This window comes from Bacillus sp. PK6-013, from assembly GCF_054161445.1.
Map to the genome: position 1 here is coordinate 3,039,093 of NZ_CP096417.1, position 26,580 is coordinate 3,065,672.

22 protein-coding genes are annotated in these 26,580 nt (G+C 48.7%); 9 read left to right on the forward strand and 13 right to left on the reverse strand.

The window, feature by feature from the left end; translation table 11 throughout:
* Positions 1-73: 73 nt before the first annotated feature.
* Complete coding sequence (locus tag M1E03_RS15425; RefSeq protein ID WP_020450905.1) at positions 74-1,036, reverse strand: helix-turn-helix transcriptional regulator; 963 nt, start codon at positions 1,034-1,036, stop codon at positions 74-76.
* A gap of 111 nt (positions 1,037-1,147) precedes the next feature.
* On the opposite strand from M1E03_RS15425, the gene M1E03_RS15430 reads away from it, so the two are divergent.
* A complete protein-coding gene (locus M1E03_RS15430; RefSeq protein ID WP_020450904.1) occupies positions 1,148-1,981 on the forward strand; it encodes a dehydrogenase/reductase SDR family member 1 in 834 nt (277 codons plus the stop codon).
* A 173-nt stretch (positions 1,982-2,154) separates the two neighbouring features.
* Positions 2,155-2,595, forward strand: a complete 441-nt coding sequence (locus M1E03_RS15435) for a GNAT family N-acetyltransferase (protein WP_020450903.1) — start codon at positions 2,155-2,157, stop codon at positions 2,593-2,595.
* 41 nt (positions 2,596-2,636) lie between these two features.
* On the opposite strand, the gene M1E03_RS15440 is transcribed toward M1E03_RS15435, so the two are convergent.
* The 7 genes from M1E03_RS15440 to M1E03_RS15470 all read right to left on the reverse strand — a co-directional run bounded on the left by M1E03_RS15440 (position 2,637) and on the right by M1E03_RS15470 (position 12,663).
* Positions 2,637-4,451, reverse strand: a complete 1,815-nt coding sequence (locus M1E03_RS15440) for an IucA/IucC family protein (protein WP_020450902.1) — start codon at positions 4,449-4,451, stop codon at positions 2,637-2,639.
* A 16-nt stretch (positions 4,452-4,467) separates the two neighbouring features.
* Entirely contained in the window at positions 4,468-5,811 is a 1,344-nt protein-coding gene (locus tag M1E03_RS15445; protein ID WP_020450901.1) for a lysine N(6)-hydroxylase/L-ornithine N(5)-oxygenase family protein, read from the reverse strand.
* The gene (locus tag M1E03_RS15450) at positions 5,786-6,340 is read right to left on the reverse strand and encodes a GNAT family N-acetyltransferase (RefSeq protein ID WP_020450900.1); all 555 of its coding nucleotides are present in this window, start codon (positions 6,338-6,340) and stop codon (positions 5,786-5,788) included. Before M1E03_RS15450 ends, M1E03_RS15445 begins: the two co-directional genes overlap by 26 nt.
* A complete protein-coding gene (locus M1E03_RS15455) occupies positions 6,337-8,100 on the reverse strand; it encodes an IucA/IucC family protein (protein WP_103749051.1) in 1,764 nt (587 codons plus the stop codon). The genes M1E03_RS15450 and M1E03_RS15455 overlap by 4 nt, the downstream gene beginning before the upstream one ends.
* The gene (locus M1E03_RS15460; protein ID WP_026579917.1) at positions 8,097-9,608 is read right to left on the reverse strand and encodes a pyridoxal phosphate-dependent decarboxylase family protein; all 1,512 of its coding nucleotides are present in this window, start codon (positions 9,606-9,608) and stop codon (positions 8,097-8,099) included. Before M1E03_RS15460 ends, M1E03_RS15455 begins: the two co-directional genes overlap by 4 nt.
* Positions 9,592-10,938, reverse strand: coding sequence for an aspartate aminotransferase family protein (locus tag M1E03_RS15465; RefSeq protein WP_245117976.1), 1,347 nt, complete (start codon positions 10,936-10,938; stop codon positions 9,592-9,594). The genes M1E03_RS15460 and M1E03_RS15465 overlap by 17 nt, the downstream gene beginning before the upstream one ends.
* 285 nt (positions 10,939-11,223) lie before the next feature.
* Positions 11,224-12,663, reverse strand: coding sequence for an aminotransferase-like domain-containing protein (locus M1E03_RS15470; RefSeq protein ID WP_145654190.1), 1,440 nt, complete (start codon positions 12,661-12,663; stop codon positions 11,224-11,226).
* 132 nt (positions 12,664-12,795) lie between these two features.
* Here M1E03_RS15470 and M1E03_RS15475 point away from each other — a divergent pair, with 132 nt between their 5' ends.
* The 4 genes from M1E03_RS15475 (at position 12,796) to M1E03_RS15490 (ending at position 17,184) form a co-directional block, all read left to right on the forward strand.
* Positions 12,796-13,401, forward strand: a complete 606-nt coding sequence (locus M1E03_RS15475; RefSeq protein ID WP_023856626.1) for a LysE/ArgO family amino acid transporter — start codon at positions 12,796-12,798, stop codon at positions 13,399-13,401.
* 103 nt (positions 13,402-13,504) lie between these two features.
* Complete coding sequence (locus M1E03_RS15480) at positions 13,505-14,974, forward strand: spore germination protein (protein ID WP_023856625.1); 1,470 nt, start codon at positions 13,505-13,507, stop codon at positions 14,972-14,974.
* Positions 14,975-14,980: 6 nt separating this feature from the next.
* A complete protein-coding gene (locus M1E03_RS15485; protein ID WP_075212949.1) occupies positions 14,981-16,099 on the forward strand; it encodes a GerAB/ArcD/ProY family transporter in 1,119 nt (372 codons plus the stop codon).
* Positions 16,096-17,184 (forward strand): Ger(x)C family spore germination protein, encoded by a 1,089-nt coding sequence (locus M1E03_RS15490; RefSeq protein WP_096747994.1) that lies wholly within the window; start codon positions 16,096-16,098, stop codon positions 17,182-17,184. Before M1E03_RS15485 ends, M1E03_RS15490 begins: the two co-directional genes overlap by 4 nt.
* A 150-nt stretch (positions 17,185-17,334) precedes the next feature.
* Here the strand turns inward: M1E03_RS15490 and M1E03_RS15495 are convergent, their stop codons facing one another.
* The 4 genes from M1E03_RS15495 to M1E03_RS15510 all read right to left on the reverse strand — a co-directional run bounded on the left by M1E03_RS15495 (position 17,335) and on the right by M1E03_RS15510 (position 21,081).
* On the reverse strand, positions 17,335-18,363 hold the full coding sequence (locus tag M1E03_RS15495) for a Gfo/Idh/MocA family oxidoreductase (RefSeq protein WP_075212947.1): 1,029 nt from the start codon (positions 18,361-18,363) through the stop codon (positions 17,335-17,337).
* 168 nt (positions 18,364-18,531) lie between these two features.
* The gene (locus M1E03_RS15500; RefSeq protein ID WP_043054276.1) at positions 18,532-19,575 is read right to left on the reverse strand and encodes a LacI family DNA-binding transcriptional regulator; all 1,044 of its coding nucleotides are present in this window, start codon (positions 19,573-19,575) and stop codon (positions 18,532-18,534) included.
* A gap of 56 nt (positions 19,576-19,631) precedes the next feature.
* On the reverse strand, positions 19,632-20,189 hold the full coding sequence (locus tag M1E03_RS15505) for a GNAT family N-acetyltransferase (RefSeq protein WP_020450889.1): 558 nt from the start codon (positions 20,187-20,189) through the stop codon (positions 19,632-19,634).
* A gap of 28 nt (positions 20,190-20,217) precedes the next feature.
* Positions 20,218-21,081 (reverse strand): helix-turn-helix transcriptional regulator, encoded by an 864-nt coding sequence (locus M1E03_RS15510; RefSeq protein WP_023856620.1) that lies wholly within the window; start codon positions 21,079-21,081, stop codon positions 20,218-20,220.
* A gap of 121 nt (positions 21,082-21,202) precedes the next feature.
* Here M1E03_RS15510 and M1E03_RS15515 point away from each other — a divergent pair, with 121 nt between their 5' ends.
* The 3 genes from M1E03_RS15515 (at position 21,203) to M1E03_RS15525 (ending at position 24,523) form a co-directional block, all read left to right on the forward strand.
* On the forward strand, positions 21,203-22,543 hold the full coding sequence (locus tag M1E03_RS15515; protein ID WP_023856619.1) for an MATE family efflux transporter: 1,341 nt from the start codon (positions 21,203-21,205) through the stop codon (positions 22,541-22,543).
* A gap of 202 nt (positions 22,544-22,745) precedes the next feature.
* A complete protein-coding gene (locus tag M1E03_RS15520; RefSeq protein ID WP_130569364.1) occupies positions 22,746-23,087 on the forward strand; it encodes a P-II family nitrogen regulator in 342 nt (113 codons plus the stop codon).
* Between the two features lie 56 nt (positions 23,088-23,143).
* Positions 23,144-24,523, forward strand: coding sequence for an ammonium transporter (locus M1E03_RS15525; RefSeq protein ID WP_075212944.1), 1,380 nt, complete (start codon positions 23,144-23,146; stop codon positions 24,521-24,523).
* A 110-nt stretch (positions 24,524-24,633) separates the two neighbouring features.
* On the opposite strand, the gene asnB is transcribed toward M1E03_RS15525, so the two are convergent.
* On the reverse strand, positions 24,634-26,475 hold the full coding sequence (gene asnB / locus M1E03_RS15530) for an asparagine synthase (glutamine-hydrolyzing) (protein ID WP_458110499.1): 1,842 nt from the start codon (positions 26,473-26,475) through the stop codon (positions 24,634-24,636).
* Positions 26,476-26,580: the final 105 nt, after the last annotated feature.

Here is a 26,580-nt window from a genome sequence, read left to right on the forward strand (position 1 = left end):
CCCGAAGACCCTGCTTGCCGTTTGCGGCCTGCAGGGTTCATTTTGTATGGACGTAACATATGCCGCGAATACTTCAGGATTTATAATGAGCAACAATGGATTCAGCCATGTTGAGTATCTTCCCGTGCAGTTCTTTAGGTTCAATAATCCTTATGTGCTCTGCGAACCCGAGTATATACCTTTTCGCTTCTTCTTCCGTATCAAAAGATAATGTAACGGGGATCCACCCCTCCTGATCGACCTCATTTGTTTCGATGATCCGCACAAAATAATTGGTAAACGACAGCCTCGGCAAGATGTCCTGCGCCGCCTTCACCCGCACTTCATACGTCGGCAGCCTTTCGATAAATTCCTTTGTTGAAGACTGCCATACGTGAGCAATATCAAAGTTTTCGGGCCTTTCAAATGTTTCGCGGACAGGAGTGGCAGAATGAATCCGTGAAGCCCTGTAATTTCGAATCTCCCCATTTTCTTTAGATGCAATCAGATACCAGTTTGACCCTTTAGCTACCAGTCCAAGCGGTGCTACAATTCGATCAGCTGTTTGTCCATCTGCCCGCTGATAAACGATTTTTAATTTTTGATCTTTCCATATGGCATCTTTCAGCACTTCAAAGGATGCTGCTTTTTCTTTCTTATGGCGCCATGCACGGGTATCAACATATATTCGGTTCCACACGTCTTTTGCGTTTTGACGATATACCGAAGGCAGCGAGGCTATCAGTTTATTTCGGGCTTCTTCGGATATGCGGGTTAATCCGAGATCGTCCAGCAATTGTTCAGAAAGCGGGACAAATAATGCGCGTATTTCAGATTCTTTTAAACCGGTTAAAGTGGTTTGGTAATCATCAAGCAATGACCAGCCTCCGTTAATCCCGCGCTCGGCCACAACGGGAATTCCAGCTCCGCTTAACGCTTCCATATCTCTGTAAATCGTCCGCTCCGAGACTTCCAGCCTTTCCGCTAATTCTTTCGCCGTCATTTGTCCCTGCGCCTGAAGCATTAAAAGAATAGATATCAGTCGATCTCCTCTCATATGACCACCTTTTTTATCAATGGATGAACTTATTTAATAAAATATGACAATGGTTGTCAAGATTCAGCTTTTATAATGAGCATATCTTTTATAATGAAAGGAATGGGATGAATGAAACCGCTGAAAGGAAAAATCGCTCTCGTAACAGGCGGAAGCAGAGGCGCCGGCCGCGCCATCGCTGTCGAACTTGGAAAAGCCGGTGCAACCGTGTATATGACAGGCCGCAGCATCAGGGGGGCTTCCACGAATCAATGGCCCGGTACAATTGATGACACCGTGTCACAAATTGAAGCTTCCGGCGGAAAGGGTATTGCTGTAAGATGTGATCATACGAACGATTCAGAAACAGAGGCTGTCATCGCTAAAATTCGCGAAGAACAAGGAAAACTGGATATCTTGATCAACAATGTATGGGGTGCGCACGATCTGGGTGTCGAGGCAAAGCCTTTTTGGGAATTGTCATTAAAAAATTGGGATACGATGTTCACCGCAGGGGTGCGCGCCCAGCTGGCGACGAACCACTTCGCCGTGCCGCTCCTTCGCGAAAATAAACAAGCTCTTATCATTCATACGACCTTTTGGGATGAGAACAAATACACCGGACAGTTTTATTACGATTTGGCCAAGAACGCCATCGTCCGGATGGCGTACGGTCTTTCATTGGAATTAAAACGGGACAACATTGCCGTTCTTGCCGTTTCGCCGGGATTTATGAGAACCGAACTTGTGCTGAAGTACCATAAATCAGATGAGGCGGATTGGCAGGAGTCAGAAGATTTAAGGAAAACCGAAACGCCTTATTATGTCGGACGCGGAATCACAGCATTGGCCAAAGATCCGGATGTGATGGAGAAAAGCGGACGTGCGTTAAGAGTTGGTGATTTAGCCAAAGAATATCAGTTTACAGATGTGGACGGACGGTATATTCCGCCATTTACGATATAGGGATTAGGGATCGCCTCTCGGGGGAAATGATTCTTTAAAGGCAGATCAGGTGAAGGCGTTTATCCTGCTTTGATCGTTTCCGCCAACGTTATATAATGGAATGACAGTCATGATTTCAACAGCACGCGGAATTTCGTTCGCCCAATCTGAACTGCAACTGAAGGAGGAATCATATGATTGAAGTCAAACCTATAAACGCGGAAGATACGTATGAGATCAGGCACCGCATTCTCCGGCCGAATCAGCCGCTGGAAGCATGCAAGTATGAAACCGATTTGCTCGGGGGCACGTTTCACCTCGGCGGATATTATCGGGACAGGCTGATCAGCATCGCCTCCTTTCATCAAGCCGAACATTCAGAGCTTGAAGGCCAAAAACAGTATCAGCTGAGAGGGATGGCGACACTTGAAGGGTACCGCGAGCAAAAAGCGGGCAGTACGCTTATCCGCCATGCCGAAGAGCTTCTTCGGAAAAAAGGCGCAGACCTTTTATGGTGCAACGCCAGGACATCTGTGAGCGGGTACTATAAAAAGCTCGGCTTCAGCGAACAAGGCGGGGTCTACGATATACCGCCGATCGGACCTCATATTTTGATGTATAAGAAATTGACATAAAAAACCCCGCCGGAAGCGGGGCATTCTCTGCCGCATGAGCATTAAAGCTTTGCGGCCTCTTTTTTAAATTGCGCAAGCGCGTTTGTCACTTTTCCGAATTCGGAGGCGTGCGGGCGGTCATCTCCGTCCTTATAGCCGTAGTCGACCATCCGGTTTCTGTTGAGGCAGAGCTTCGTCAATTCCGGCTTGAATAAGTCGAACAATTCGAAGCGCTCATGCAGTTCAGGAAATCTCTGCTGATATTCCAAAATCGCATCAGCCAAAGCTTTCCACAGGCGCTTTTCAGGAAGCAGACCGTCATTTTCCAAAATGTTGGCCACATAGCGCAAATGGCAAATGAAAAGCCCTGTAAAGATAAACTGCACAAGCCCTTCCGGCGGCTCGCTTCTGAGAACGACTTTTAAATCTTCTGTCAAACCGCTCAGTTCAGGCAGCGGCTGGTCGCTGATATTGACGTCATCTACAAAATCTTTAATCGCCAGCCTGTGCGGCTGATAATCTTTTAAGACGAGAATCGTATTTTGTCCGTGCGGCGAAAATACGGTTCCGTAGCGGTACATGAAATGCAGAAGCGGCGGCATCACGGTGTTAAACAGCTTTCCGATCCACTCCTCCGCTGACAGCTCCGACTTTTCGATCAGGCGCCTGATAAACGGCACGCCGCCTTGATCAATGTATGTTAAAGAAGCGAGCGTAACAGGCTGCTCTCCATCTTCCAAATACGTATAAATGCTTTCTCTGAAAATAGCGCCGAGCATTTCCAAATATTGATACGGGGCTTTTTCAAGAGCATGATAGTATTGGTGATCAACGTTCAGACTGGCATTTTCGCCCGGCAGGATCACCCTGCATTCATCTTTTAGAAATGCGTCGTTTTCGGCGATCCCTTTAATATGCTCAGTAATTCTCGGCGCGATCACCGTCCGCTCCGACGGCAGTCCTCTGTATACAAGCGTATTTAAAATGCTCATCGGCAGTTTAATATGATGCTTGTGTTTGTTTGTGATGTTTGTAAAGGTCCTGATCGACTGCTGCGGCAGGTACTCGTCTCCGCCTTCCCCTAAAGGAATGATCGCTTTTGAAGCAATTTCTTCCGGAAACTGCTGAATGATCGTATTTGTCCACTGCCATTTGTGGACGGGCAGATAATAATAGTCTTCACTGGCTGCGTCCTGCTTTTCTATCACTTTAGCGAACTGCCTTAAAGTCAGCTCATCAAGCTCTTTATGAATCAGCGTTTCATAATCGAGTCCTTCAACTGAGTGGAATGACGCGGTCTCTTTGTGTACAGCGATCCACAGCAGCCGTTCGGCTCTCTGATTTTCCGGTGCAAACCGGAGGTAGTCATCATAGCCAAAACCGATTCTTCCTTTGTTGTAGACGATCCACGGATGGCCTGTCATCTCGCCTTCAATGACGGCATAATCGGCTTCGGTCAGCTCGTCAGCCGTAAGCGCATCCTTTGCCAAAAGATGAGCATCCGCCAGCATCGTATGGTTGAACTCTTTGATCAAATGCCCCGCTGTTTCCGGACTCATCGGGATATGCGGCTGGATATCGAGGAGAAATTCAATCGCGCTCACTTGTTTTGTCCATTGTCCGCTCTTGAAGACTTCAATCGTCTCCGGCATCGCGTCAAAACTGTCAAACATGCGGGGTTTGGCGGCAAACCGGTACACCTTATCCTCCGCCGTTCTCAGCTCATACCGGTTGATGCCGTCTTCAGTTTCAATGAAATCGGGCTTGATGATATCCTCATACATATACTCAGAAAGCATCTTCGCCAGTAATCGCCGATTGACTTCTGTCCACCTGTCCGGATTGAGGACCCTCTTTAATTCATCTTGAAACAACATGAAAATGCCTCCTTTATTAGCCGTTTGGCACCGCGGTTTTTTCGGTGATTCCTGTTCCGAATGTCTGGAAAACCGTTTTGTGGCTGACGTTGTATACTTCTCTCCCGGCTAGCTGATTGATGATCACCGAGTTCCGGTAAGCGCCGAGTCCCAGGTCAGGCGCTCCGACGCCGTGCGTGTGCAGCTCTCCGTTTTGAACGAAAATATGGTTTTTTGATGTTGCAGCTGTCACCAGTCTATAGTCGCGCGTAATGACATAGCGGCCGCCCGCGTCCTTTTCAATCAGGCTGTCAACAGGTGCCAGACACTCCGGCAGCCTCTCTTTATAGCCCGTCGCCAGGACGACCACATCTGCCTGCCGCTCAAACCGTTCTTCATTCACCCGGTTTGCGCAGTGCAGAATCAGCGTTTCTCCATGCTGTTCGATCTGCTTGACTTCTGTCATGGACTGAAGATCAAAAGCCGCTTCCCGCCCTCCGCAGGTCCGCTCATACAGAAGATGATAAATATCGCTGATCGTCTTCGCGCTGATTCCTTTATAAAGGAGATCCTGCTGCGTTAGCAATTCATCTTTTTTCCACTGTGGAAGCTGATAGAAAAAATCGATATAATCAGGCGAAAAATATTCGAGCCCGAGGTTCGAATATTCCATCGGGAAGAAGCCTTTTGAGCGGGTGAGCCAGCTGACATGCTCCGCTTCATCTTCACCGACGAGGTCATAAAACACCTCGGCTGCGCTTTGACCGGAGCCGACGACGGCCACCCTTTTCCCTTTAAATCCGTCGGGCTTTCTCATTAAATACTCAGCTGAATGGAACACCGAGCCTCCCAAAGCGTCTGAGAGCGTTTCGGGAACGTGCGGGCCCGTCCCAATGCCAAGCGCAACATGCCTCGTGTAATAAACGGCTTCCCCGCCGTTTTCCCGATTCACGACCCGCACTTTAAAAAGCGCCTCCGGATTCGATTCAATGAGCGATATGCTTTCAACATTCATCCCGAAGCGGCACGAGTCAAGCTGTTCTGCCACCCAGCGGCAGTAGTGGTTGTATTCCTTTCTCGGAATATGAAAGTCTTCCAGAAAATAAAAAGAATACAGACGGTTATGCTGCTGGAGATAGTTTAAAAAGCTGTATTCGCTTGTCACATCGGCCATGCTCACCAAGTCGGCCAAAAACGGCACCTGCAGTGTCGTCCCTTCAATCAGCATGCCGGGATGCCAGTTAAAGCTTTCATTTCGTTCAAAAAACAGCGCATTAATCTCAGGCACGGAATCGGCTAATGCGGCAAGGCCAAGGTTAAACGGCCCGATGCCGACGCCGATGACATCATATACATCAGTGGCTCTCTTTGTAGAGTTCATCTTTTTTCCCCTTTTCAAAAAAACGTTCTCGTTCGCAAAACATCAATAATCCGGTTTTATCAGGGAGATTCACAGGTTTAATCGGGCGAAACCCGCATTTTTCAAAAACATGAATCATTTTTTTGTTGCGGATATCCGGCTCTGCGATGACCTTTTTTGTGTTAGGCTCGGCAAATTGCATACAGACCATCGCTTTTAAAAGCGGAAGGGCCAGCCCTTTTCCCAAGTACTCTTTTTCTCCGATCAACAGGTGGATGCCCTGGTCAAAAGGTTCATTATCATAGTGGTGTTCAATGACGTCCCCCTTGACCCAGTACGACTCCCAGTAGCTCATGGGCACACCGTCGATAGAGCCGATGTACAGCGTTTGGTGGGGGTCTGTGATGGCCTTGTGAAAATGGTCTTCAAATTTTGCAAACGGCATGTTTAAATGCCAAAACGGGATGACGTGCTCCTCCTGCATCCAGCGATAGACGAGCGATACGTCTCTTGCATAGTCCGCTTTTTGAAATGTGATCCGGTCGTTCATTGGACGGCCGCCGCCTCCTTTAACAGCGGATTGCCGACAGACGTATAACGAGACTGGGTTTCAAGCGAGCCCGTCAGCTCATCCATGTCGTAAAATCTCGTCAGCAGATTGGCCTTGCACGGAAGCTCCGAAAACCGAAGCAGGCTGTCCGTCAACTCAGTGATGCCGTAAATGTGTTCCGCTTTTTCAAGCCGCTCTCTGATCATGGACAGGAGCGTTTCTTCCCGGATCAGCCCTTCGCAGCCAAAGCCGTTCACCAGCCCAAACAGATGGTTGAAGAAGAAATAATAGCGCAGTCTCTCAACAGCCACGCCGTCCGTGCAGATCGTCTCGCTCCTTTCGCTCAAGTCTTCGATCAGCTTGGAAAGAATCCCGGCTTTTGATTCGCTGTAGTAATAGCCTTGATTATCCCTGTAGTAAAACGTCTCCGGATAGCCGTTTTTTAAGCGGATAACGGCGTTTTGCTGGTGCGCTTCAATCGCCAGCCCGTATGTTTCAAACAGCCATAAAACAGGCTCTAGCGAAATGGATAAATATTTGTCAAACCAATCAATGCTCACTTCTTCCGTTGTCCGCCCTTCTTTTAACGCCAGCCCGCGGATAACAGAGGACAGCCGCGACTCTTTCCCGAAGGCGTGATCTTGGCAAAGCCCGGCGACCAGACATGCAGAACGGTCGTCTTCATAAAACGGATTCTCCCTGATCACGACTTCAAAGCCGGACTCCCTGTTCTCCCCCCGAATCGAGATGTAGGCAGGATCTGTGATAACGCGAAAGCCCGGAAACTCCTGTTTTAACCTTTGACCGAGTTCTGTCTGAAGCAGCCGGGCCATTTCAACACCTCTGTCCAATTCTTTCTGCTTGTTCACACGAAGCGAATTCGTGATTTTGATCGGGATCGAGAATTTGTACATATAGCGCGAGTGCTTGCTGTAAACCGTGCGGACGGAGGATGTCGCCGTGAACGTCCTGCCCTTTGCACCGAGATATGTAAGGAGACCTTGATCGATCAATTTTTGCACATACGGCTCCTCCAGCAAAGCTCTCGCCTGGAGCGGGTGTGCGGGAAGAAGCGCAAAATCCGGATCGGCCGTTTGCTCGTCTAGCCACGCATTATCAATCATCGGGTCGTTTCTCAATTCCTCTTGTATGACTAGCGGCGCTTTTGTTCCAGTACTTGAATCGTGCAGAACGAGCGAGGCATGCGCCTTAAAGTAATGAAGCTGAAACTCCCCTTTCAATTCAGGTGAGAAAATGTTTTCCTCTTCAGGTTTCATGCCCTGCCTGCTTTTTGGCGTCGGGTGCATCAGATGACCGAGCAAGAGCGACTGCTCCGCTTCGATAAACGTAAAATCAGCGCGGCTAAGCTCATTTTGATCACCGGCCCGTTCTTCCACATAACGGCTGATATTGCGGCAGCTCAAAATGACTCTGAGCAAGAATTCATCCTCGGCACCCCCGCGGTTTTGCTGAAGAAGCAATTCTTTTGAAGCGAGGGAGACGAGCGTGACATAGTCGAGCGGAAGCGGCTTGTTTTGGGTTGTTTGATAGTAAAGCGGAAATGAGAAAAGGTGCCTTCCCGTCTTCGACCAGTACTTGATCGGAACGATCAGCTCGATTTGCTGGCGTTTTAGCGGAACAATCAGCGTTTTTTGAGAGCCGTCCGCGATCTCACGGGTTTTGATGCCGGTTTCACGCAAATAGCAATTTAAAAAACTTTGAATCGTAGCGTTTTCTGCTATTTCTTTAAATGAACTCATCTTGTTACCCTCCTGCTATTCGTATAAAGACTTGCCAGCTCTTGAATCCTGCCGAGAATGTCGTCAAGATCCGAAAGCGTCGTCCGCGGATTCAGCAGCGTGAATTTTAAATACGTTTTCCCGGCTGCTGCCGTCTTGGCGATCACCGCCTGTCCCGTTCTGAACAATTCTCTGTGGATACATTTATTCAAACGGTCGTTCTCTGCGTCGTCTTCTGAGGCGAGGCAGCGGAAGACGACAGCGTTCAGTTCAGGGTGCGGATTCAGCAGTTCGAACCGATCGCTTGCTGAGATTTTTTCCGCTGTCGCTTCGGCCAATGCGAATGTCCAGTCAATCATCTCGGCGAATGTATCTTCTCCAAGCACACGCAGCGAGACAAACAGCTTTAAAGCGTCAAAGCGCCTCGTCGTCTGAATCGATTTATTGACGAGATGAACGATTCCCTCCGCTTCATCCTCTTCAGGATTTAAATAATCGGCATGATAACCAATCAAGCGGAAATGCCTTCTGTCTTTGACAAGAAAAGCGCCGCAGCTGACCGGCTGATAAAACTGCTTGTGGAAGTCGACGCTGATGGAGTCGGCCCTGTCGATACCGGCCAATTTATAGCGGCGGGTTCTGCTCAAAATCAACGCCCCTCCATACGCGGCATCAACGTGAAGCCAAAGCCCGCCGGCATGCGCGGCATCCGCAAGCTCGGAAAGCGGATCGATGCTTCCGAAGTCCGTCGTACCGCATGTGGCAACAATCGCAAATGGATGTAAGCCCGATTCCTCAAGCAGCGTTGTTTTTCGCTTTAAATCGTAAAGGCTCATCCGCTTTTCATCATCTGTATCGACGAGTACGACGGCGCGCTCTCCAAGTCCGAGCTGGGAAGCCGACTTTTTCACGGTAAAATGAGCATCCTTTGAACAGAGGATCCGCAGCCTGTCCGCTTCCGGCGGCAGTCCGTCCTTCTGTACGTTCCAGTTCCACTGCTTTTCACAGAAAGCATCGCGGGCCAACAGAAGTCCCATGTAATTAGACTGTGTGCCTCCGCTCGTAAATGTTCCGTCAGCATTCTTTCCGTACTCGAACTTTCGGCAAAGCCACTGCACCATTTCTTCCTCGATCAATGAAGCCGCTCCGCTTTGATCAAACGAATCCATCGACTGATTCAGCACACTGATCAGCATCTCTGCAGCGAGTGCCGGGATGAGCGGCGGACAGTGCAAGTGTGCGGCGCATTTTGGATCTTCAACATGAATCCGGTGCGGCAAATAGGCTTCTTTTAGATCAGCGAGAACATCCGCAAGCGGTTCTCCCGCTTCCTTAAACGAAAACAAGTTTTTAATTTCGTGCTTTAATTCATTCGGCATCTTCCCGCTGTAGGGCTTCATTTTATTTTTCCAATCGGCCCACAGCGTCTCTACAGCGGCCTCGGCCGCGTCACGGTATGCTTTGATCCCCTGTTCGCCGTTGTGCATAAACAGGGAATCAAAGTTTTTCTGTTTACTTGACTGCTTCATAGACGGCCTCTCTGAAGATCGTGATGATATCGTCGATTTGCGCCTCTGTTACGATGAGCGGCGGCAAGAAGCGGATCACGCTTCCATGGCGTCCTCCCGTTTCAACGATCAGTCCTTTTTCAAAGCATTTTCTTTGAATCACGCTTGCAAGCTCCGCATCAGCCGGATAGCTGCCGTTTGTGTTTTGTTTTTTATGCGGTGCGACAATTTCGGCGCCGATCATCAGCCCCCGTCCCCGGACATCACCGATTTCAGGAACGTGTTCCTGAATGTCTTGCAATTCCTGCATGAGCTTCGCACCGACTTTTTCTACATGTGACAGTACATCGTGCTCTTTTATATATTTTAACGTTGCACTTCCGGCCGCCATCGCCATCTGGTTCCCTCTGAATGTGCCGATATGCGCCCCCGGTCCCCACTGATCAAGGTCTTGATCATAGATGACGACAGACAGAGGAAGACTTCCGCCGATCGCTTTTGAAAGGACGATGACATCCGGTATAATGCCGGCGTGCTCGAACGCAAACATTTTTCCGGTTCTGCCGATGCCGGTCTGCACTTCATCAATGATTAGAGGGATTCCGCGTTCTTTTGTGATCCTTCTCATTTCTTTTATCCATTCAGCCCGAGCCGGAACTGAGCCTCCTTCTCCTTGTACGGCTTCAAAGATCATCCCGGCCGGCTGTAACATTCCGCTTTCCGGATCATCCAGCATATTTTCGATATATGCGCTCGACAGCTTGTGGCTCGCCTCTCCTCCTCTTCCAAACGGGCAGCGGTATTCATACGGATATGGCAGGAAATGCACATCAGGCATAAGTCCCTGGACATTTTCCTTTGGAGATAAATTTCCGCTCAGCGCCATCGTTCCATGAGTTGCACCATGATAGGCACCGTGAAACGACAAGATGGTTCTTCTCCCCGTTGCCGTTTTGACAAGCTTGAGAGCGGCTTCGATCGCATCGCCGCCGGTCGGACCGCAAAACTGGATCTTCGCCCGTTTGGCAAACGCCTCAGGAAGACTTGCAAATACTTCGCTGACAAACTCTTCTTTGATTTCCGAAGTGATATCAAGCGTGTGCAGCGGGCGTTTTTCATCAAGCATTTTTTGAATCGCTTCAATCACAACTGGATGATTATGACCAAGCGCAAGCGTCCCCGCTCCTGCCAGGCAGTCATAATATTGCTTTCCATCCGCATCAGTCACCAAGACGCCTTCCGCGGTTTGCATGGCGAGCGGAAATCTTCTCGGATATGAACGCGCATTAGACTCTCTTCTATTTTGCTGCTCCAAAAACACTTGATTTTTAGAACTCGTTTGTACAGGCATAGAAAGCATTCCTCCAATTGATAAAGATTATCATTTTCAATGACAAAAAAAGTGTATATTTTGTGACACCGGCATGTCAATAAGATTCAGAAAAATAGGACGTTTCTCACAATGAGGCAACATAAAGAGTTCCTCTACTGCAAATCCAGCTGCTAATATGAATCAATAGTTCCTTGAATGATATGTTAATGGAATTTTTTGGACTGTTTTTAAATAACCCGAGGCCTGAAATAAAAAGGAGCGGCTGCTGAACGTCGATTTTTCAGCAGCCGGTACAGCAGGGACTCACATGAGCTTCCCGGCGAGTTCTGCGATCGTTTGAATGCCGTAGCGAAGCTCTGGCAAAGAGGCGTACGAATAGGACAATCTGATGCTGTATTTAGCTTCTTTATCGTAGAGGGTGCCGGGATTGATGAGGATGTTTTTCTGTAATGCTTGTTCGAACAAAGCGCTGAGCGAGAGCGGCTTTAGAAATGTGACCCAAATGTAAAACCCGCCTGAAGGCTTTTCCCAGCGGGCGATTCCTCTGCAATAGGTCTCAAGACACCGGAGCGCCTCATCCCGCCTTCGTCTCAGTTCGCCTTTGATCCGGCTGAGATTTTCATCATAAAGTCCGCTTGAAAGCCACTTTGCAGCCGCCCATTGCGACAATGAACTTGAGCCGTAGTCAGTCTGCATTTTAATATCGGCCAGCCTCTCGATGACGGGCTCCGGGCCTGTGATCCAGCCGATGCGAAGGCCGGGGCTGACGGTTTTCGATAGTGTACTGACATAAAGAATGCTGCCTTCTCTGTCCATGGCCTTCAGCGGCGATGACGGCGGACCGTCAAGCCGCAAGTCGCCGTATGCGTCATCTTCAATAACCGGGAGCGACAGCCGTTTGCTCATTTGAATCAGCTCGCGCTTCCGGTTTTCCGACATCAGTTTGCCCGTCGGATTGTGAAATGACGGAATCGTGTACAGTAAATCGGCGCCATGCCGTTTTTTTACCGCCGGAATGACGGACGGGTCTAATCCCCCGCCATCCATTGGAAGCCCGCAAAGCCGCATGTCCATCGATTGAAAAACGTGCAGCGAGTATAGGTATGACGGCTTTTCCGTCAACACGACGGCTCTCCGCTTCAAAAGACCGATCGATATGAGCTGCAGCGCTTGGAGCGCTCCGGAGACAATCAGAATCGAGTCGGCCGATACACGCACACCCTTCCGGCCCAGATGCTCCGCCAGCACCTCTCTTGTATAGCGGCTTCCTTTCGGTTCTTCATACCCGAGCATCAGCCTATCAGACGGTGCGCGGCGAAGAATCTCTTCCATCTGTTGATAAGGCAGCAGTTCAGGCGCCAATTCACCTGTGCCGAGCCTGATGATCCCTTCTGTAAACTCCTGCCTGTTGATTTCCTGAACCGTCATTGAATTGGGACGGTGAATTCCCGAACGTACATAACTCGTCCAGTCAAGCGGCGGACCCGCCGTCAATTGTGACCATGTTTGATTGGCCACCTTTGTGCCTCCTCCCCGGTTGCCTTCAAGAAATCCTTGGGCTGTCAGCTCGTCCAGAGCCGCGGTAACCGTGCTTCTATTCACTTGAAAGATGGAGGCCAGCTTGCGTTGTGAAGGGATTTTCGTCCCGGCCGGCCATTCCCCCTGTAAAATCTTCTCTTTTATGATCTGTTCGATTTGCTGGTATAGCGGAATGTCTGAATGTCTGTTCAGCTGTCTGTGCACTTCATGTTCAGCTCCTTTTTTAAAAAGATAGCATTTGGCTGGGCAATTAGACCAGCCAAATGGCCGGAGACATTCCCTGCTTCTTGCTCTACAATAAAACGGATGTTTTGAATGAAAGGGGTTTTTACAGTCATGAACGCAGTTATTCACGGAATGATTCTCGCTTTTGGACTGATCTTGCCGCTCGGCGCGCAAAATGTCCTGATTTTTCAGCAAGGGGCCGCATCATCGAGCATTTGGCGTGTCTTGCCGCTTGTGATCTCCGCATCGTTGTGCGATTCCCTCCTGATTATACTGGCAGTCACAGGTATTTCCGCGGCTGTCGCCGGCCTTCCTGAAGTTAAATTTGTCCTTTTGACCGGAGGATTTTTGTTTCTCATTTATATGGGATGGATCACATGGAGGAGCAAACCGGCGGTAGGAAACGCGTCCGAAGCTATGCCGCCCAAAAAGCAAATCGCTTTTGCTGCGGCCGTATCGCTCTTAAATCCGCACGCCTTGCTCGATATCGTCGGCGTGATCGGCACCAACTCTTTAGCGTATGAAGGTGCGGATCTTTGGCTGTTCACCTGTGCATGTATGATCGTTTCGTGGCTATGGTTCCTTGGACTTGCCGCAGCGGGAAGACTTCTCAAACAGCTCGATTCACAGGGGATCGTCATGACCTTGTTCAATAAAGGATCTGCGGCTGTCATGTGGGGGCTTGCCGCCTACCTCGGCGCCTCGCTGTTTACCTGATCCTGCGGGAACGCGGCTTCTGTCCGCATAAACCTGAGAAGCAGCGAGCACAATAAGGACATCCGGTAACCCGGCAATGATCAATCGCTGATGAGGGATGTCCATGTTTCGAAAATATAAAAGAAAGGGAGCCGGATTGCGGAGCGCTCCCATTACGAAAGATGCCCTTCTTGACGCCACCGCCGGTATGGCTGATGCGGTGATCGAAGAGCATGAAACAAAAGGCGGACAAAAAGCAGTATTTTACTATTTACATACCATCATTGATCGGGTCATGCTGCAACAGTCGATCATCAGGCCTCTGATCATGAGCGCCGAAGAAGAGTCAATATATCGCTGTTTAAAAACCTTTGTTTTGCACGTTGAACCGATCGTATCTTTAGAAACCGCAAAGGAGTGGCTGATGTCCGGTTCGATCATCATCCATGATCCGGACAGGCAGCAGTGGTTTGCCATTCCCATTGAAAATCGGGTCGGCCGGCAGATCGAACCGTCTCAAACCGAAACGGTGATGTACGGTCCGAAAGACAGTTTTACCGAGCAGCTCGACGTCAATCTTTCTTTGCTGCGGCGCAGGCTGCCTTTAACCAATTTAAAAGCGGAAAGGCTGACGGTCTGTTCGCTCAGCAAAACATCTGTTGTTATCGTTTATATTGCCGGATTAACCAATCCGGAATTGATTGAGGAAGCCAGAAAAAAAATCGCGGAAACCGATTTTGACATGATCTTCGATTCCGCACAGCTCACTGAATTGATTGAAGATCATCATCATTCGATTTTTCCGCAGTTCCAGCAGACCGAGCGTCCCGACATTTCCGCATACAATTTAAGCATTGGCAAAGTCGCCATTTTGGTCGATCAGACGCCGTTTGTATTACATGCACCGATCACGTTTTTTCACCTTTTTCACTCCGCTGAAGATTATACGACGCGCTGGCCGGTTGCCAGCTTTTTTAGAATGCTGCGCTACGCCAGTTTTTTTCTGTCTATTTTGCTCATCCCTTTTTATGTGGCTTTGTCGACTCATCATTATCATATGTTTCCGCTCCAGATCCTTTATGTGCTGATCGAATCAAGGAGCAAAGTGCCGTTCACCCCGTTTTGGGAAGCGGTTCTTATGCTGCTCGTCATTGAAATTATTAAGGAAGCCAGCGTGCGGATGCCGACAAAATCAAGTTCAACATTGGGGGTTATCTCGGGGATTGTGATTGGAGAAGCGGCGGTGCAGGCGGGCTTTGTCAGCAAAGTGCTAATCGTTTTGGTCGGCATCTCAACGGTCGCGTCATTTTTGGTGCCTAACTACATCGTAGCTAAAGGGCACACTTTGATTCATTTTACGATGCTCGTGTTCTCCGCCTGCCTCGGTTTTTTCGGATTGATCTTCGGAATGATCGGACTGTTTGTTCATTTGAACGGGCTTACTTCTCTCAAGCAGCCTTATTTTGCGCCGATTACTCCGTTATATTGGCGCGATTGGCTCGATCTTTTTATACGAAGTCCTTTGATCTGGCTGAAAAAGCGCCCCGAATATCTGCATACCTTGCAAAAATGGCGGTACGTTAAAAGGAGATGAAGCGGCTTGAGTTCTTTTCAATTATTTCACAAGACACGGCCTCTCGGCGGAATTTACATCGCCCTCATCGCCAACCGTATGCAAGTTCTTTTTTTCATCTTGGTTCTGCCGATGTATCTGGTTCACCCTTACATGATGTTCGTTATGCTCGCTGTCGGAATGCTGTCACAGTTCAACTTGTACCTGTTGTCCAAATGGCTGTCTTCTCCAGCGGCCGCAAAAGGCTATGAAGGCTTTGCCGCTCTCTTCGGCGAACGCAAGCTGCGCTTTTTTATCCTGATCGGCTTAATTCAGCTCGCGTTAAAGATCGCGATCATGATCACAAGCTACGCCGAAACGGTGAGACACTTCATCTTTCCCGCCATCAATATCAACTGGCTTGTGATCTTGATTCTGGTGATCAGCGGATATGCGGCCTCCCGCGGCATGGAAAATACGATGCGATTTGTCATCATTGCCTTTATGTCATCATTTTGGATCGTGTTCATTTTTATCAGGTTTTATATCCCCCCGATCGCTTCCTTGACCGATTTATATCCGTTGATTCCTTTTGACTGGACTGAACATTCTTGGAAGGCGCTGCTCGTCATGTGGTCTTCTTTTTCCAGTCCCGAGTATTTGATTTGTCTGGCTCCATGGTTCAGCAAGGAAGCTAATATGCTGAAATGTTTATCGGTCGGTAATGCGATTTCACTCTTCGAATATTTGTTTTTGTTTATCGGTGCATTATTTTTCTACGGCTCCTCTTATTTGCTGGAAACCATTTTTCCGGTGATAAACATGCTCCGCTATTTGCAGTCGCCGATTTTGGAGCGGATCGATACGTTTCTACTGTCTGCCCATATGTTTCATTTTGCGTTTGTAATCGCGATTTTTTTACTCTGCTTTTACGGAGGCCTCCGCATTTTGTTTAAAAGAATGGCCAAGCCTGTGACGCGAAGAGGATTTCTGTTCAGCTTCCTATTGCTCATGGGATGTTCGCTCGTGTTAAGCACCTGGTTTTGGCAATCCGGAAAGCAGCAAGATATGTGGTTTTTGATCGAAGTATCCATCGGAGCCGTCACTTACGCATTGATTCCGGCTATTCTTGTCATTGCCGGAAAACGAAAGGGGCGCATGCAATGATCAGCGGGAAACGCCTCATATTAAACGGCTGTATCGCACTTGTGATTTTCATGACGATTGAGGGCTGCTCTCCATTTGTTGAAAACAATGAGATTGAAGAAATCTCACCGGTTACCTTTTGGTATATCAAAGAAGGAAAAAAAGGAAAGATCTCAATGAGCACCACCGTCCCTCCGGTGGGCCTTGAAAAGAAGCGGCTATTCAGCACCGAAGTCAATATGATCAAACAAGTCGGCAAGCGATTTAATTTAAATTATTACAACGAGCTGAAAAACGGGCAGCTGAGAATGGTGATGATCGAAGAAAATCTCGCTGAAAAAGGCATACTTCCGATTATCAACACGCTTCTGTCAGACCCGAAAATCGGCCCTCGCCTTTATCTCATCGTCGTCAACGGCGATTTTGACAAATATATACTGAACGAATTGAAGCAAAGCGAGAATTTTGACTTTTATCTTTATCAGACGTTAAGGCATTTTGAAAGAGCCAACCAGGGTGAAATGAGCATCGTTAACCTGCATCAATTCAAAAACCAGCTGTACACCCACTATTCAGATCCTTACGTGCCTGTTTTCAGAACCGATGGTAACCAGTTCACATATGAAGGAACAGGACTTTTCCGAAACGACAAATTCGTGAAGACACTGACCGGCATAGACGATCAAATTTTTCAGCTGCTCAACAATAACAGGTATTTGAAGTTCCTCACGATTCCCAACTTGTCAATCATAATCGGCCAAGCCCGCTCAACCGTCACATTTGACTTAAATCAAAACAATACAGCTTTATCAATGAAAGTCAGCATAAACGCGGGCATTGAAGAATACACAGGCGACAAAAACCTGCAGGATCAAAGCGAGTTCAGCGCACTTGTCCATGATGTGGAATCCGAATTGGAAAAGAAAACAGCGGACATGATAAAGGACATGCAAAACATTCGGGTTGATCCGCTTGAAGTCGGCGGTGAAGCGCTTTTTCCGTTTACGAAGCCGATGAGCGACAAAGCGTGGCTGCATCGTTGGGAGAAGATGGATGTCGAGGTGGACTATCAGGTGAATCTGAGACCGAATCTGAATGTGCAATAAGGGGCTTGCAGTTGATTGAAAACGCTGAGAGAAAGGGCGGCATCGGGCGGAGAAATGCTTTCTTCCGCCCTTCTTTCTGTTGATCCTATTGACCGCAGGATGATCTCCGGCATACTTTGTCTTTATCACAGCCCGTTTATGAGCCCCGTTTCATACCGTAAGCTGTTTCGTCTGATACTGAATCTTGACGGTCTTGCCTGTTGACCAGGATTCTGTGGCCGCAAGCGCGATTTCCAGATTGACTGCCGCATCCACTTCAGTCACAATCGGTTTCGTTTTGTTGCGAACACACTTGGCAAAGTGCTGCATCTCTAAGCAGTACGCTTCATGGAACCTCGCCTGGAAATCCGGAATGATATTATAGCTGCTCCCCTGCCCGGTCCGCACGGTAACCGCCGGGTTCCGCAGCGTCCCGATGAAGATGCTGCCGTCCGTCCCGATAATTTCGGCGCGTATATCGTGGCCGTAAGACGAATTGCGGCTTGCTTCCGCATCACCCGCCGCCCCCGAATCAAACTCCATATAGGTGAGCGCTTGATCGACATCATGGCATCCCGGCATGAACGCGTGCTTCAAAACCCTTCCGTGGCCGGAAACCGAAGTAATTTCAGCCCCCATTAAATAACGCGCGATATCATAATCGTGAATCGAACAATCGACGAAAATACCGCCGCTTTTTTTAATGAATTCGGCCGGAGGAGAGCCAAAATCGCGCGTAAACCCTTTATAATAGATCGGTTTGCCGATCTCTCCGGCATCGATCCTCCTTTTGGCATCCGCATAAGCAGGATCAAACCGCCTCATAAACCCCACCTGGCAAATCACGCCCGTTTCTTTGACTTTAGCAATGACTTCAATCGATTCTTCAAGATTTAATGTCAACGGCTTCTCGACGAAAATCTGTTTGCCGCATTCGGCCGCCTGTTTGATCACTTCGGCATGGGTAGATGTCGGTGTAACGATGACGACGGCATCAATCTCTGGATCGTGGAGACATTCAAACGGATCTTCAAACCACTTTTCAACACCCAGTTCAGCGGCAATCTCCCTCGCCCTCCCCTCTGCCGGATCGGCCACAGCGGCGAGCAGGACCCCGGGCACCTCGGTTTTGAGGTTTTTCGCATGGTAATAGCCGAGCCTTCCGAGCCCTAATACGGCGCATCTCACTCGTTCTGTCATTTTCTTCTCTCCCTTCTTACATATTGAAAGCGCTTTATTAATTAGAGAAAGCGCTTGCTCATTTCAATTTTGATTTTACCCTGTATTTATTTTATCCGCAATGCTTTTTAGGATTTAACGAGAGCAAGCGCTTGCTCTTATTTTTTAAAAAAAGAGCGTTTTTTTCTATCAAAACCCGCTCTTTTCTGCATGTGCATCTTTTTTAAATGGAGGTGCCGTCGACTGTCTGACGACAAGTTCAGGCATGAGAATGATTTTGTTTTTCGAACTTTTCTCGCCGCTGATTTCTTCGGCCAGCAGCTCGGCCGCACGGCGGCCCATTTCTTCAATCGGCTGCGACACTGTCGTAAGCGGCGGATCGGTCATTTCGGCTAAAAACGTATTATCAAAGCCGATGACAGATAAATCCGTTGGAACTTGGAGCCCCCATTCCCTTGCAGTCTGAATGACTCCGCACGCAAGCACATCATTCATGGCGAAAACGGCGGTCGGAATGTTGCTTTCGAAAATCTGAGCGGCTGCTTTTTTGCCGCATTCCAGGGAAAAACCGGTACCGGCGATGAGCGATTCATTCACTTTGATGCCGGCTTCATCCATCGCTTTTTGGAAGCCTTTCAGCCTGTCTTTTTCTCCGGTTGTCGATCCGTCGCCGGCGATGCAGGCGATTGTCTTATGGCCGAGTGAAATTAAATGCCGCGTCGCTAAGTATCCGCCCATAAAATCGTCGATGACCACGACATCCAGCGGAACAAGGGCGCGGTCCTGAGAAATCATCACGAGCGGTATGCCCTCTTTTGCAATACCCTCGAGCGCATCCATGCTCTCCTGATTTTCGATGCCGGTCGCAAAAATGATGCCGTCGACGCTTTTTTGCTTGAGCACCGAGAAATACGTTGTCTCCTTTTTCGGATCGCGGTCGGTACTGCATATCATCATGCTGAATCCAAGCTCGCCCGCCCGCTCTTCAACGCTTTTGGCAAGCTCTCCGAAAAAAGGGTTTGCAATATCGGGCGTCAACAGGCCGATATTGTTCGTGCGCTTTCCGGTAAGCGCAGAAGCGTGAACATTCGGCTGATAATCGAGTTCTTTCATGACGGCATGCACTCTTTGCCTTGTCGACCTGCTGATTCTCCCGGTATTGTTGATCACCCGGGAAACCGTGGAAATCGAAACGCCTGCCGCTTCCGCTACATCATAAATGGTTTTTTTCATTTTGGTCCCCTCTAGTCCGCTGATGAAAGATATCTAATATTACATTATAGAGCGTGTCAGCTACCGCCGCAAATCAGCTCCCACTCCTCCCGCAATATTCCGTATCTGATTGAATCATAATAGACTCCGTCATAATATCTGACTTTGCGAATCCGGCCTTCCATCTTAAACCCCGCTTTTTCGGCGCACCTCATCATCCGCCTGTTGCCGGACCACGTCGTCATTCCGATTCTCGGCACATCGACGTTTTCAAATAGGAAGCCGACCCATAATTCTACGGCTTCCGTGCCGTAACCTCCGTTCCAGAACCGCGGATCATAGATGCCGATCCCGCATTCCAGCCAGCGTGTCGGCCGGCACTCCCAATAGTAAGAAACGGTTCCTTTCAGCTCTCCTTCGATCTCAATCGCCAAATAGCGCGGCGGTTTTTCTTTTAAAGCCGGCACAAAAGAGTCGAGAAAATATTGAAACGGTTCGGGCTGAAGCGGAAAATAAGGGGCATCCCATTTTTTCCATTCAGGGTTTCGGGTTCCGTAAATCATTCTCCATAATCCGGGCAGGTCATCCATTGTGATCGTGCGCAGCTTTACTTTTTCACCATTGATGGATGCCAAACTTTTCTCCTCCTATGCTTTGAAAATATCACTCAATATTTCTCTTCATCATCTTTCTGTATTCAACAGGCGAAATCCCTTCTATTTGTTTAAACAGCTTTGAGAAATAAGTCGGATCATCGATTCCGACTTGTTCGGCAATCGATGACATTTTGTCGTTTGTCGAAGAAAGGAGCCGCTTCGCTTCAAAAACCTTCGCCTTATTGGCGTATTGGCCCGGTGTGATGCCGAACGCCTTTTGCATGCAGCGGGTAATGTAGTCCTGGTGATAGTGAAGGGCAGCCGAGAGCTGCTCCATGCTGAGCTTCTCCTTATAGTGGCGGTCGATGTAATGCTGCGCTTCGGATGCCACACGCTCACTCGCCGAAGGAATGTGGAACGCCTCCTTCTGCAGGTGAATCAGCAGCTCTTCGAACAAGAGCTGCTTCCGAAGAGGCAGGTCGGAATTTTGGGCGGAATCGTCAATCAAACGTCTAAACTGCTGTTCAATAAACGCTTTTTGGTCGATCTTTCCCTTTCTCGGAATCTTTAAATGATATAATGTCGGCGTTTCAAACGTCCCCTTCTTCAGCTTGAGCTCGGTCCAGTTCTCACCTCCCTGCTGTGCAAAGCCATAAGACGGCTCCTGAAAGTGCAGCCAAAAATAGCGGGTATCGTCTTGACAGCCTTGGTGTCCATAATGCTCAAGCCCCGGTACAAGGATGATATATTCCCCTTCCCGGATCTGATGGGGGTCGCCGTCCTCAGTCAAAAATAGTTCCCCCTGTATTACATATAAGAGATCAAACACGGAATATTCACGCCTCACATGCTTTTCCCCTTTTTTGAACAGTCCTTCTCCGCCGGTAATCAACACAGGGAGCGGCGGAATTGTAAAGATGATATGTTCCATGTTCTCTCCCCTTTTCATCAAGTCGTATTTCTCCAAGAAGTATCGGTTTCGTCTCTTCTTATTATAAGAAAATGGCGTTACACTATAAAACGGATTTTTTAAAAGAAAGGGGTCAAACGCCATGAAAAAAACAGCACCTCAAAACCTCTCTTTATTCGCATTGACCTGGCCTATATTTATCGAGGTTTCATTATATATGTTAATGGGCAACGCAGATACCCTGATGCTCAGCCAATATTCCGATGACAGCGTGGCAGCCGTCGGCGTCAGCAACCAAATGCTGAACTTGATCATTGTGATGTTCGGTTTTATCGCCACAGGAACAACCGTTATTATTTCTCAATTTTTAGGAGCGCGGCAAAAAGCCGAAGCGATGGAAGTCGGCTATGTTTCTATCAGCGCCAATTTTATCATCAGTCTATTCATCAGCGCGGTGATTTATATATTTGCCAAACCGCTTTTATTGATGATGGGCCTGTCCGCCAACCTGCTGGCCGAGGCCGGCATCTTTCTCCAGATCGTCGGCGGACTGTCCTTTATTCAAGCGCTCATTATGACGTTCAGCGCCATTTTGAAAAGCTACGGGCATACAAAGGACACAATGGTTGTAACCATCGGCATGAATATCCTGAACATCGCCGGCAACTATCTTGTCATATTCGGGCCGTTCGGCTTTCCGGTTTTAGGCGTGGCCGGCGTAGCAATGTCCACTTCGATCGCGCGCATCATCGGCCTGTTCGCGATCGCTCTGCTCGTCAAAAAGCGCGTCGGCATGCCGATGTTGTCCAAACGGCTGTTTGTCTTAAAGAAAAGCCATCTGAAAAAACTGCTGAAAATCGGGATACCTTCAGCAGGGGAGCAGCTTTCGTATAACGCGTCACAGATGATTGTCACCTATTTTATCACGCTGATGGGCGCGCAGGCGCTGACGACAAAGGTCTATACCCAAAATTTGATGATGTTCATCATGCTTTTCGGCACAGCGATCAGCCAGGGAACGCAAATCTTAATCGGACGCCATATCGGCGCGAAACAATTTGATGAAGCGTACAGCCGCTGTCTGAAGAGCCTCTGGTGGGCTCTGGCCATTACAACATTTACTTCCGTTCTCTTCGCTGTGTTTTCCAAACAGCTGATCGGCATTTTCAGCAGCAATCCCGATATTATCGCAACGGCCAGTATACTGATCCTTTTGACGATTATCCTGGAGCCTGGCCGCTCGTTTAACGTGGTCATCATTAATTCTCTCAGAGCTGCTGGAGACGCGAAATATCCGGTTTATATGGCAATTGTCTCAATGTGGGGAATCGGCCTTCCGATCGCTTATATTTTCGGCATTCAGCTCGGATTCGGCCTGGCGGGAATATGGTTTTCCTTCATCGCCGACGAGTGGGTCAGGGGAATTTTGATGTACAGAAGATGGAGATCTAAAATGTGGCTACAAAAAGGCTTTGCGGCATAACCTGCTTTCAACTGAAAGCAGGTTTTTTCATGTCATAAAACATCACAATAATTTCATTCTGTGAATACAGACCTCTCTGATAATAGGTCTAATAGATTAATTTTTTTGAAAATTCGTATTGATTTTCAATTTGATATTACGTATGATAATAAACATAACAATACACGTAATAAAACCTTACACCAAAAGGAGGATTTACATTGTGAAAAAAATCGAAACGATTATACGCCCTGAACAGTTTCCCCGCCTCCGCAAAAAGCTTGAAGAGGTTGACATAAACGGATTAACGGTCTCAGAGGTTGCCGGCTGCGGGCAACAGCGCGGGCAACAGGCTTTGTTTCGCGGCACCTCCTACGAAATCAAGCTGCTGCCTAAAGTGAAAGTCGAAATGGTGATTGAATCGGAGAGCATTGATGAAATTATCCAAATCATCGAAAGCACATGTTCGACAAATACGGTTGGCGACGGAAAAATCTTTGTGCTCCCGATTGAAAATGCGGTTCGAATCCGGACAGGGGAATCCGGAAAAGAAGCGATTGTGTAAAACGACCGGCTCCACCCCGCCTCTTTTTGCCGATACTTTAAGAAAGGATGATTCTTATGAAAACCAAGGTATCTTTCGTCCTGTTCCTCAGTTTTTTCCTCGCAGCATCAGCTCTGGCCGCAGAACCGACGGCGCAATCGGTCAATGATTCGGTCAACATGATATGGGTGGCCATCGGCACTCTGCTCGTCTTTTTTATGCACGCCGGTTTCGCGATGGTTGAATCTGGCTTTACGAGAGCTAAAAACACGTTAAACATTTTAATGAAAAACTTCCTAACGGTCTCTATCGGCTCCATCCTTTATTTCTTCGCCGGATACGCGTTGATGTTCGGGGACAGCGCTGGCGGGTTCATCGGCACAAGCGGTTTTGCTTTAGCAAGTGATCAGGATGTCGGATTTTTCGTCTTTCAGGCCGTGTTTGCCGCTACGTGCGCGACCATTATTTCCGGCGCTGTCGCTGAACGGATGAAGCTTGGCAGCTATATGATTTTGACGCTGTTTATGACCGGTCTCATCTACCCGGTTGTCGGCCATTGGACTTGGGGGGAAGGCTGGCTGTATGACCTCGGATTTGTTGATTTTGCCGGATCTGCGATCGTTCACATGACAGGTGCTGCGGGCGCGGTTGCGGCTGTCATCTTTCTCGGGCCGCGGATTGGAAAATATGCAAACGGAAAGGTCAATGCCATTCCAGGACACAGCATTCCGCTGGGCGCACTCGGCGTCTTTATCCTGTGGTTCGGCTGGTTTGGGTTCAACGGCGGAAGCACGCTTGCAGCTGATCCCGCCGCCGTCCCGCATGTCATCACCACAACCCTTTTAGCCGCGTCGGGCGGAGTCGTCAGCTCGGCGCTGTTCACTTATTTCCGCTACGGCAGGATTGACCCTTCCCTGACGCTGAACGGCGCGCTTGGCGGCCTTGTCGGAATTACCGCGGGCGCGGACGGCGTTTCATTTACAGGCGCGATATTAATCGGATGCATCGCAGGTGTCATTTTAGTTGTCGGCGTTCAGTTTATCGATCAGGTGCTGAAGCTTGACGATCCCGTCGGCGCCATTGCCGTTCACGGTGTTTGCGGTGTTTGGGGGACGCTTGCAGTCGGGCTTTTCAATACATCGAGCGGTCTCTTTTACGGAGGAGGAGCCGCACAGCTCGGCATTCAAGCCGTCGGCATTTTGGCGATCGCAGCCTGGACCCTCGCTGCTACATCGGCTGTCACTGCAGTAATGAAAGCTTTCACTCCGATCCGGGTATCAAAAGAAGAGGAAATATCCGGACTCGATTATGCCGAACACGGTTCTTCGGCGTACGAGTATAAAGAAAGCTACATCGAACAGGGCGATGTTGACGTCAGCTCCGCTTTCGGAACCGATCTTGTCTCACGGATCAACAATTTAAAGCCGGGACCGTCTTCCAAAACAGAACAGGTTTGACTCTCTTCCATCCAGTCTGCCGATCATTGAAATCAGCGGCGGTGTTCAAATAACGCCGCCGTTTCTTTTGCCAAAACGCAGAACACCCGGCTTATGCCGGGTGTTTTATGTTATTCCTCAATATCAATTCGATAATTCTCAAACCAAGTATGGATTTGGGCAAGGTGTGCGATCAACTGCGGTCCCTTCATCAATTGTCCGTACCAGGGAACTTGAAATGATGCGCCCTCCGTCTCAATCAGCCGCTCCAGTTTTTTCTTGTCTAAGAAAACATAAAGCGCCGAGTCTTTTTGCTCCAGCAATGACTCCAGCCAACGAATGACGGCTTTCGTATAAGCGGGGTGGTGCGTTTTCGGATATGGACTTTTTTTGCGATACAGCACTTCATCAGGCAAAATGCCTTCAAGAGCCTTGCGGAAGATGCCTTTTTCACGGCTGCCATGCATTTTGACATCCCACGGAATATTCCAGACATACTCGACAAGCCTGTGGTCCGCAAACGGAACCCTGACTTCGAGGCTCGCCCCCATGCTCATTCTGTCTTTTCGATCCAAGAGCGTTGTCATAAACCAGAGCATATTTAAGTAAAACAGCTCTCTCCTTCGTTTCTCCGCACCCGTTTCTCCTTCAAGCAGCGGTGTTTCTTTAACCGTTTCCTCGTATTTCGCCTTCACATATTCGCCGAGGTTCAGTTTTTTCTGCCAGCCGTCCTGCAGAAGTGCGATCCGTTCTTCCATTGATCTCATCCATGGGAAACCTTTCACATCTTCTGCCGAATGGAACCAAGGATAGCCGCCGAAAATTTCGTCCGCGCATTCCCCGGAAAGACTTACGACAAAGTCCTTTTTAATCTCGCGGCAAAACCACAGCAAAGAAGAATCGACATCAGCCATCCCCGGCAAATCACGGACCAGTACGGCTTCTTCCAAATAAGCGGCCAGCTCCTCCTGGGAAATCACGCAGTTGTGGTGAACCGTTGCGAATGCATCGGACATTTTTTTAATCCACGGGCCGTCGGCGTTTGGCTGAAATGAACTTGACGTAAAATATTGCTCATTGTCTTCATAATCGATCGAAAACGTATGAAGCGGCCCCTTCCCTTCTTCCTCAAAATGCTTGGCGGCCGTTGCGGTAATGGCGCTCGAATCAACCCCTCCTGATAAAAACGTGCAAACCGGCACATCAGACACAAGCTGCCTTGTGACGGCGTCCTGAAACAGCGACCGCACATTTTCCACCGTTTCGTCAAAGCTGTCGGTATGCTTCTCGCTTTTCACATTCCAGTAGCGCCAAACCGTTAAACCGTCTTTTGAGAAAATCATCGCATGCCCCGGGCGGATCTCTTTTATTCCTTTAAAAACACCGCTCCCCGGCGATCGCGACGGCCCGAGGCCGAAAATTTCGGCCAGCCCTGAACGGTCGACCTTTGCTTTCACTTCCGGGTGAGCGAGAATCGCTTTGATTTCAGATCCGAACACAAATGATGAGCCCTGTTCGGTGTAAAAGAACGGTTTAACGCCGAGCCTGTCGCGTGCCGCAAAAAGAAGATCGCGCTTTTCATCCCATACCGTAAATGCAAAAATTCCGTTCAGCCTGTCGATGCATTCCTCTTTCCATTCCATGTATGAATGAAGCAAAACCTCTGTATCTGAGTGGCTCTTGAATTGATGCCCCCGCTGCCTAAGCTCTTTCCGCAAATCCTCCGTATTATAGAGTTCGCCGTTATAGCAAATCGTATAATCGTACCCTTGGTGTGTGCGGGTCATCGGCTGTCTGCCGCCTTCCAGATCCACAACTGCCAAGCGTTTATGTCCGAATAAAACATGGCGCTTTCCCCAAATATTCGTATCATCAGGTCCTCTGTTCGAAAGCGTATCAGTCATTTTCTCCATGACAGACTGCTCCTGAACAAGCGGCTTCTTAAAATCGACCCACCCCGTTATTCCACACATTGTCGATCAGCTCCAATTCTAATGTTCTTCCTCTGCTTTAGGCTTCACTTCCTTTGTCACTTTACCTATTTTATGCACCTTAAAATAATAGTTGAATTGTCCAAC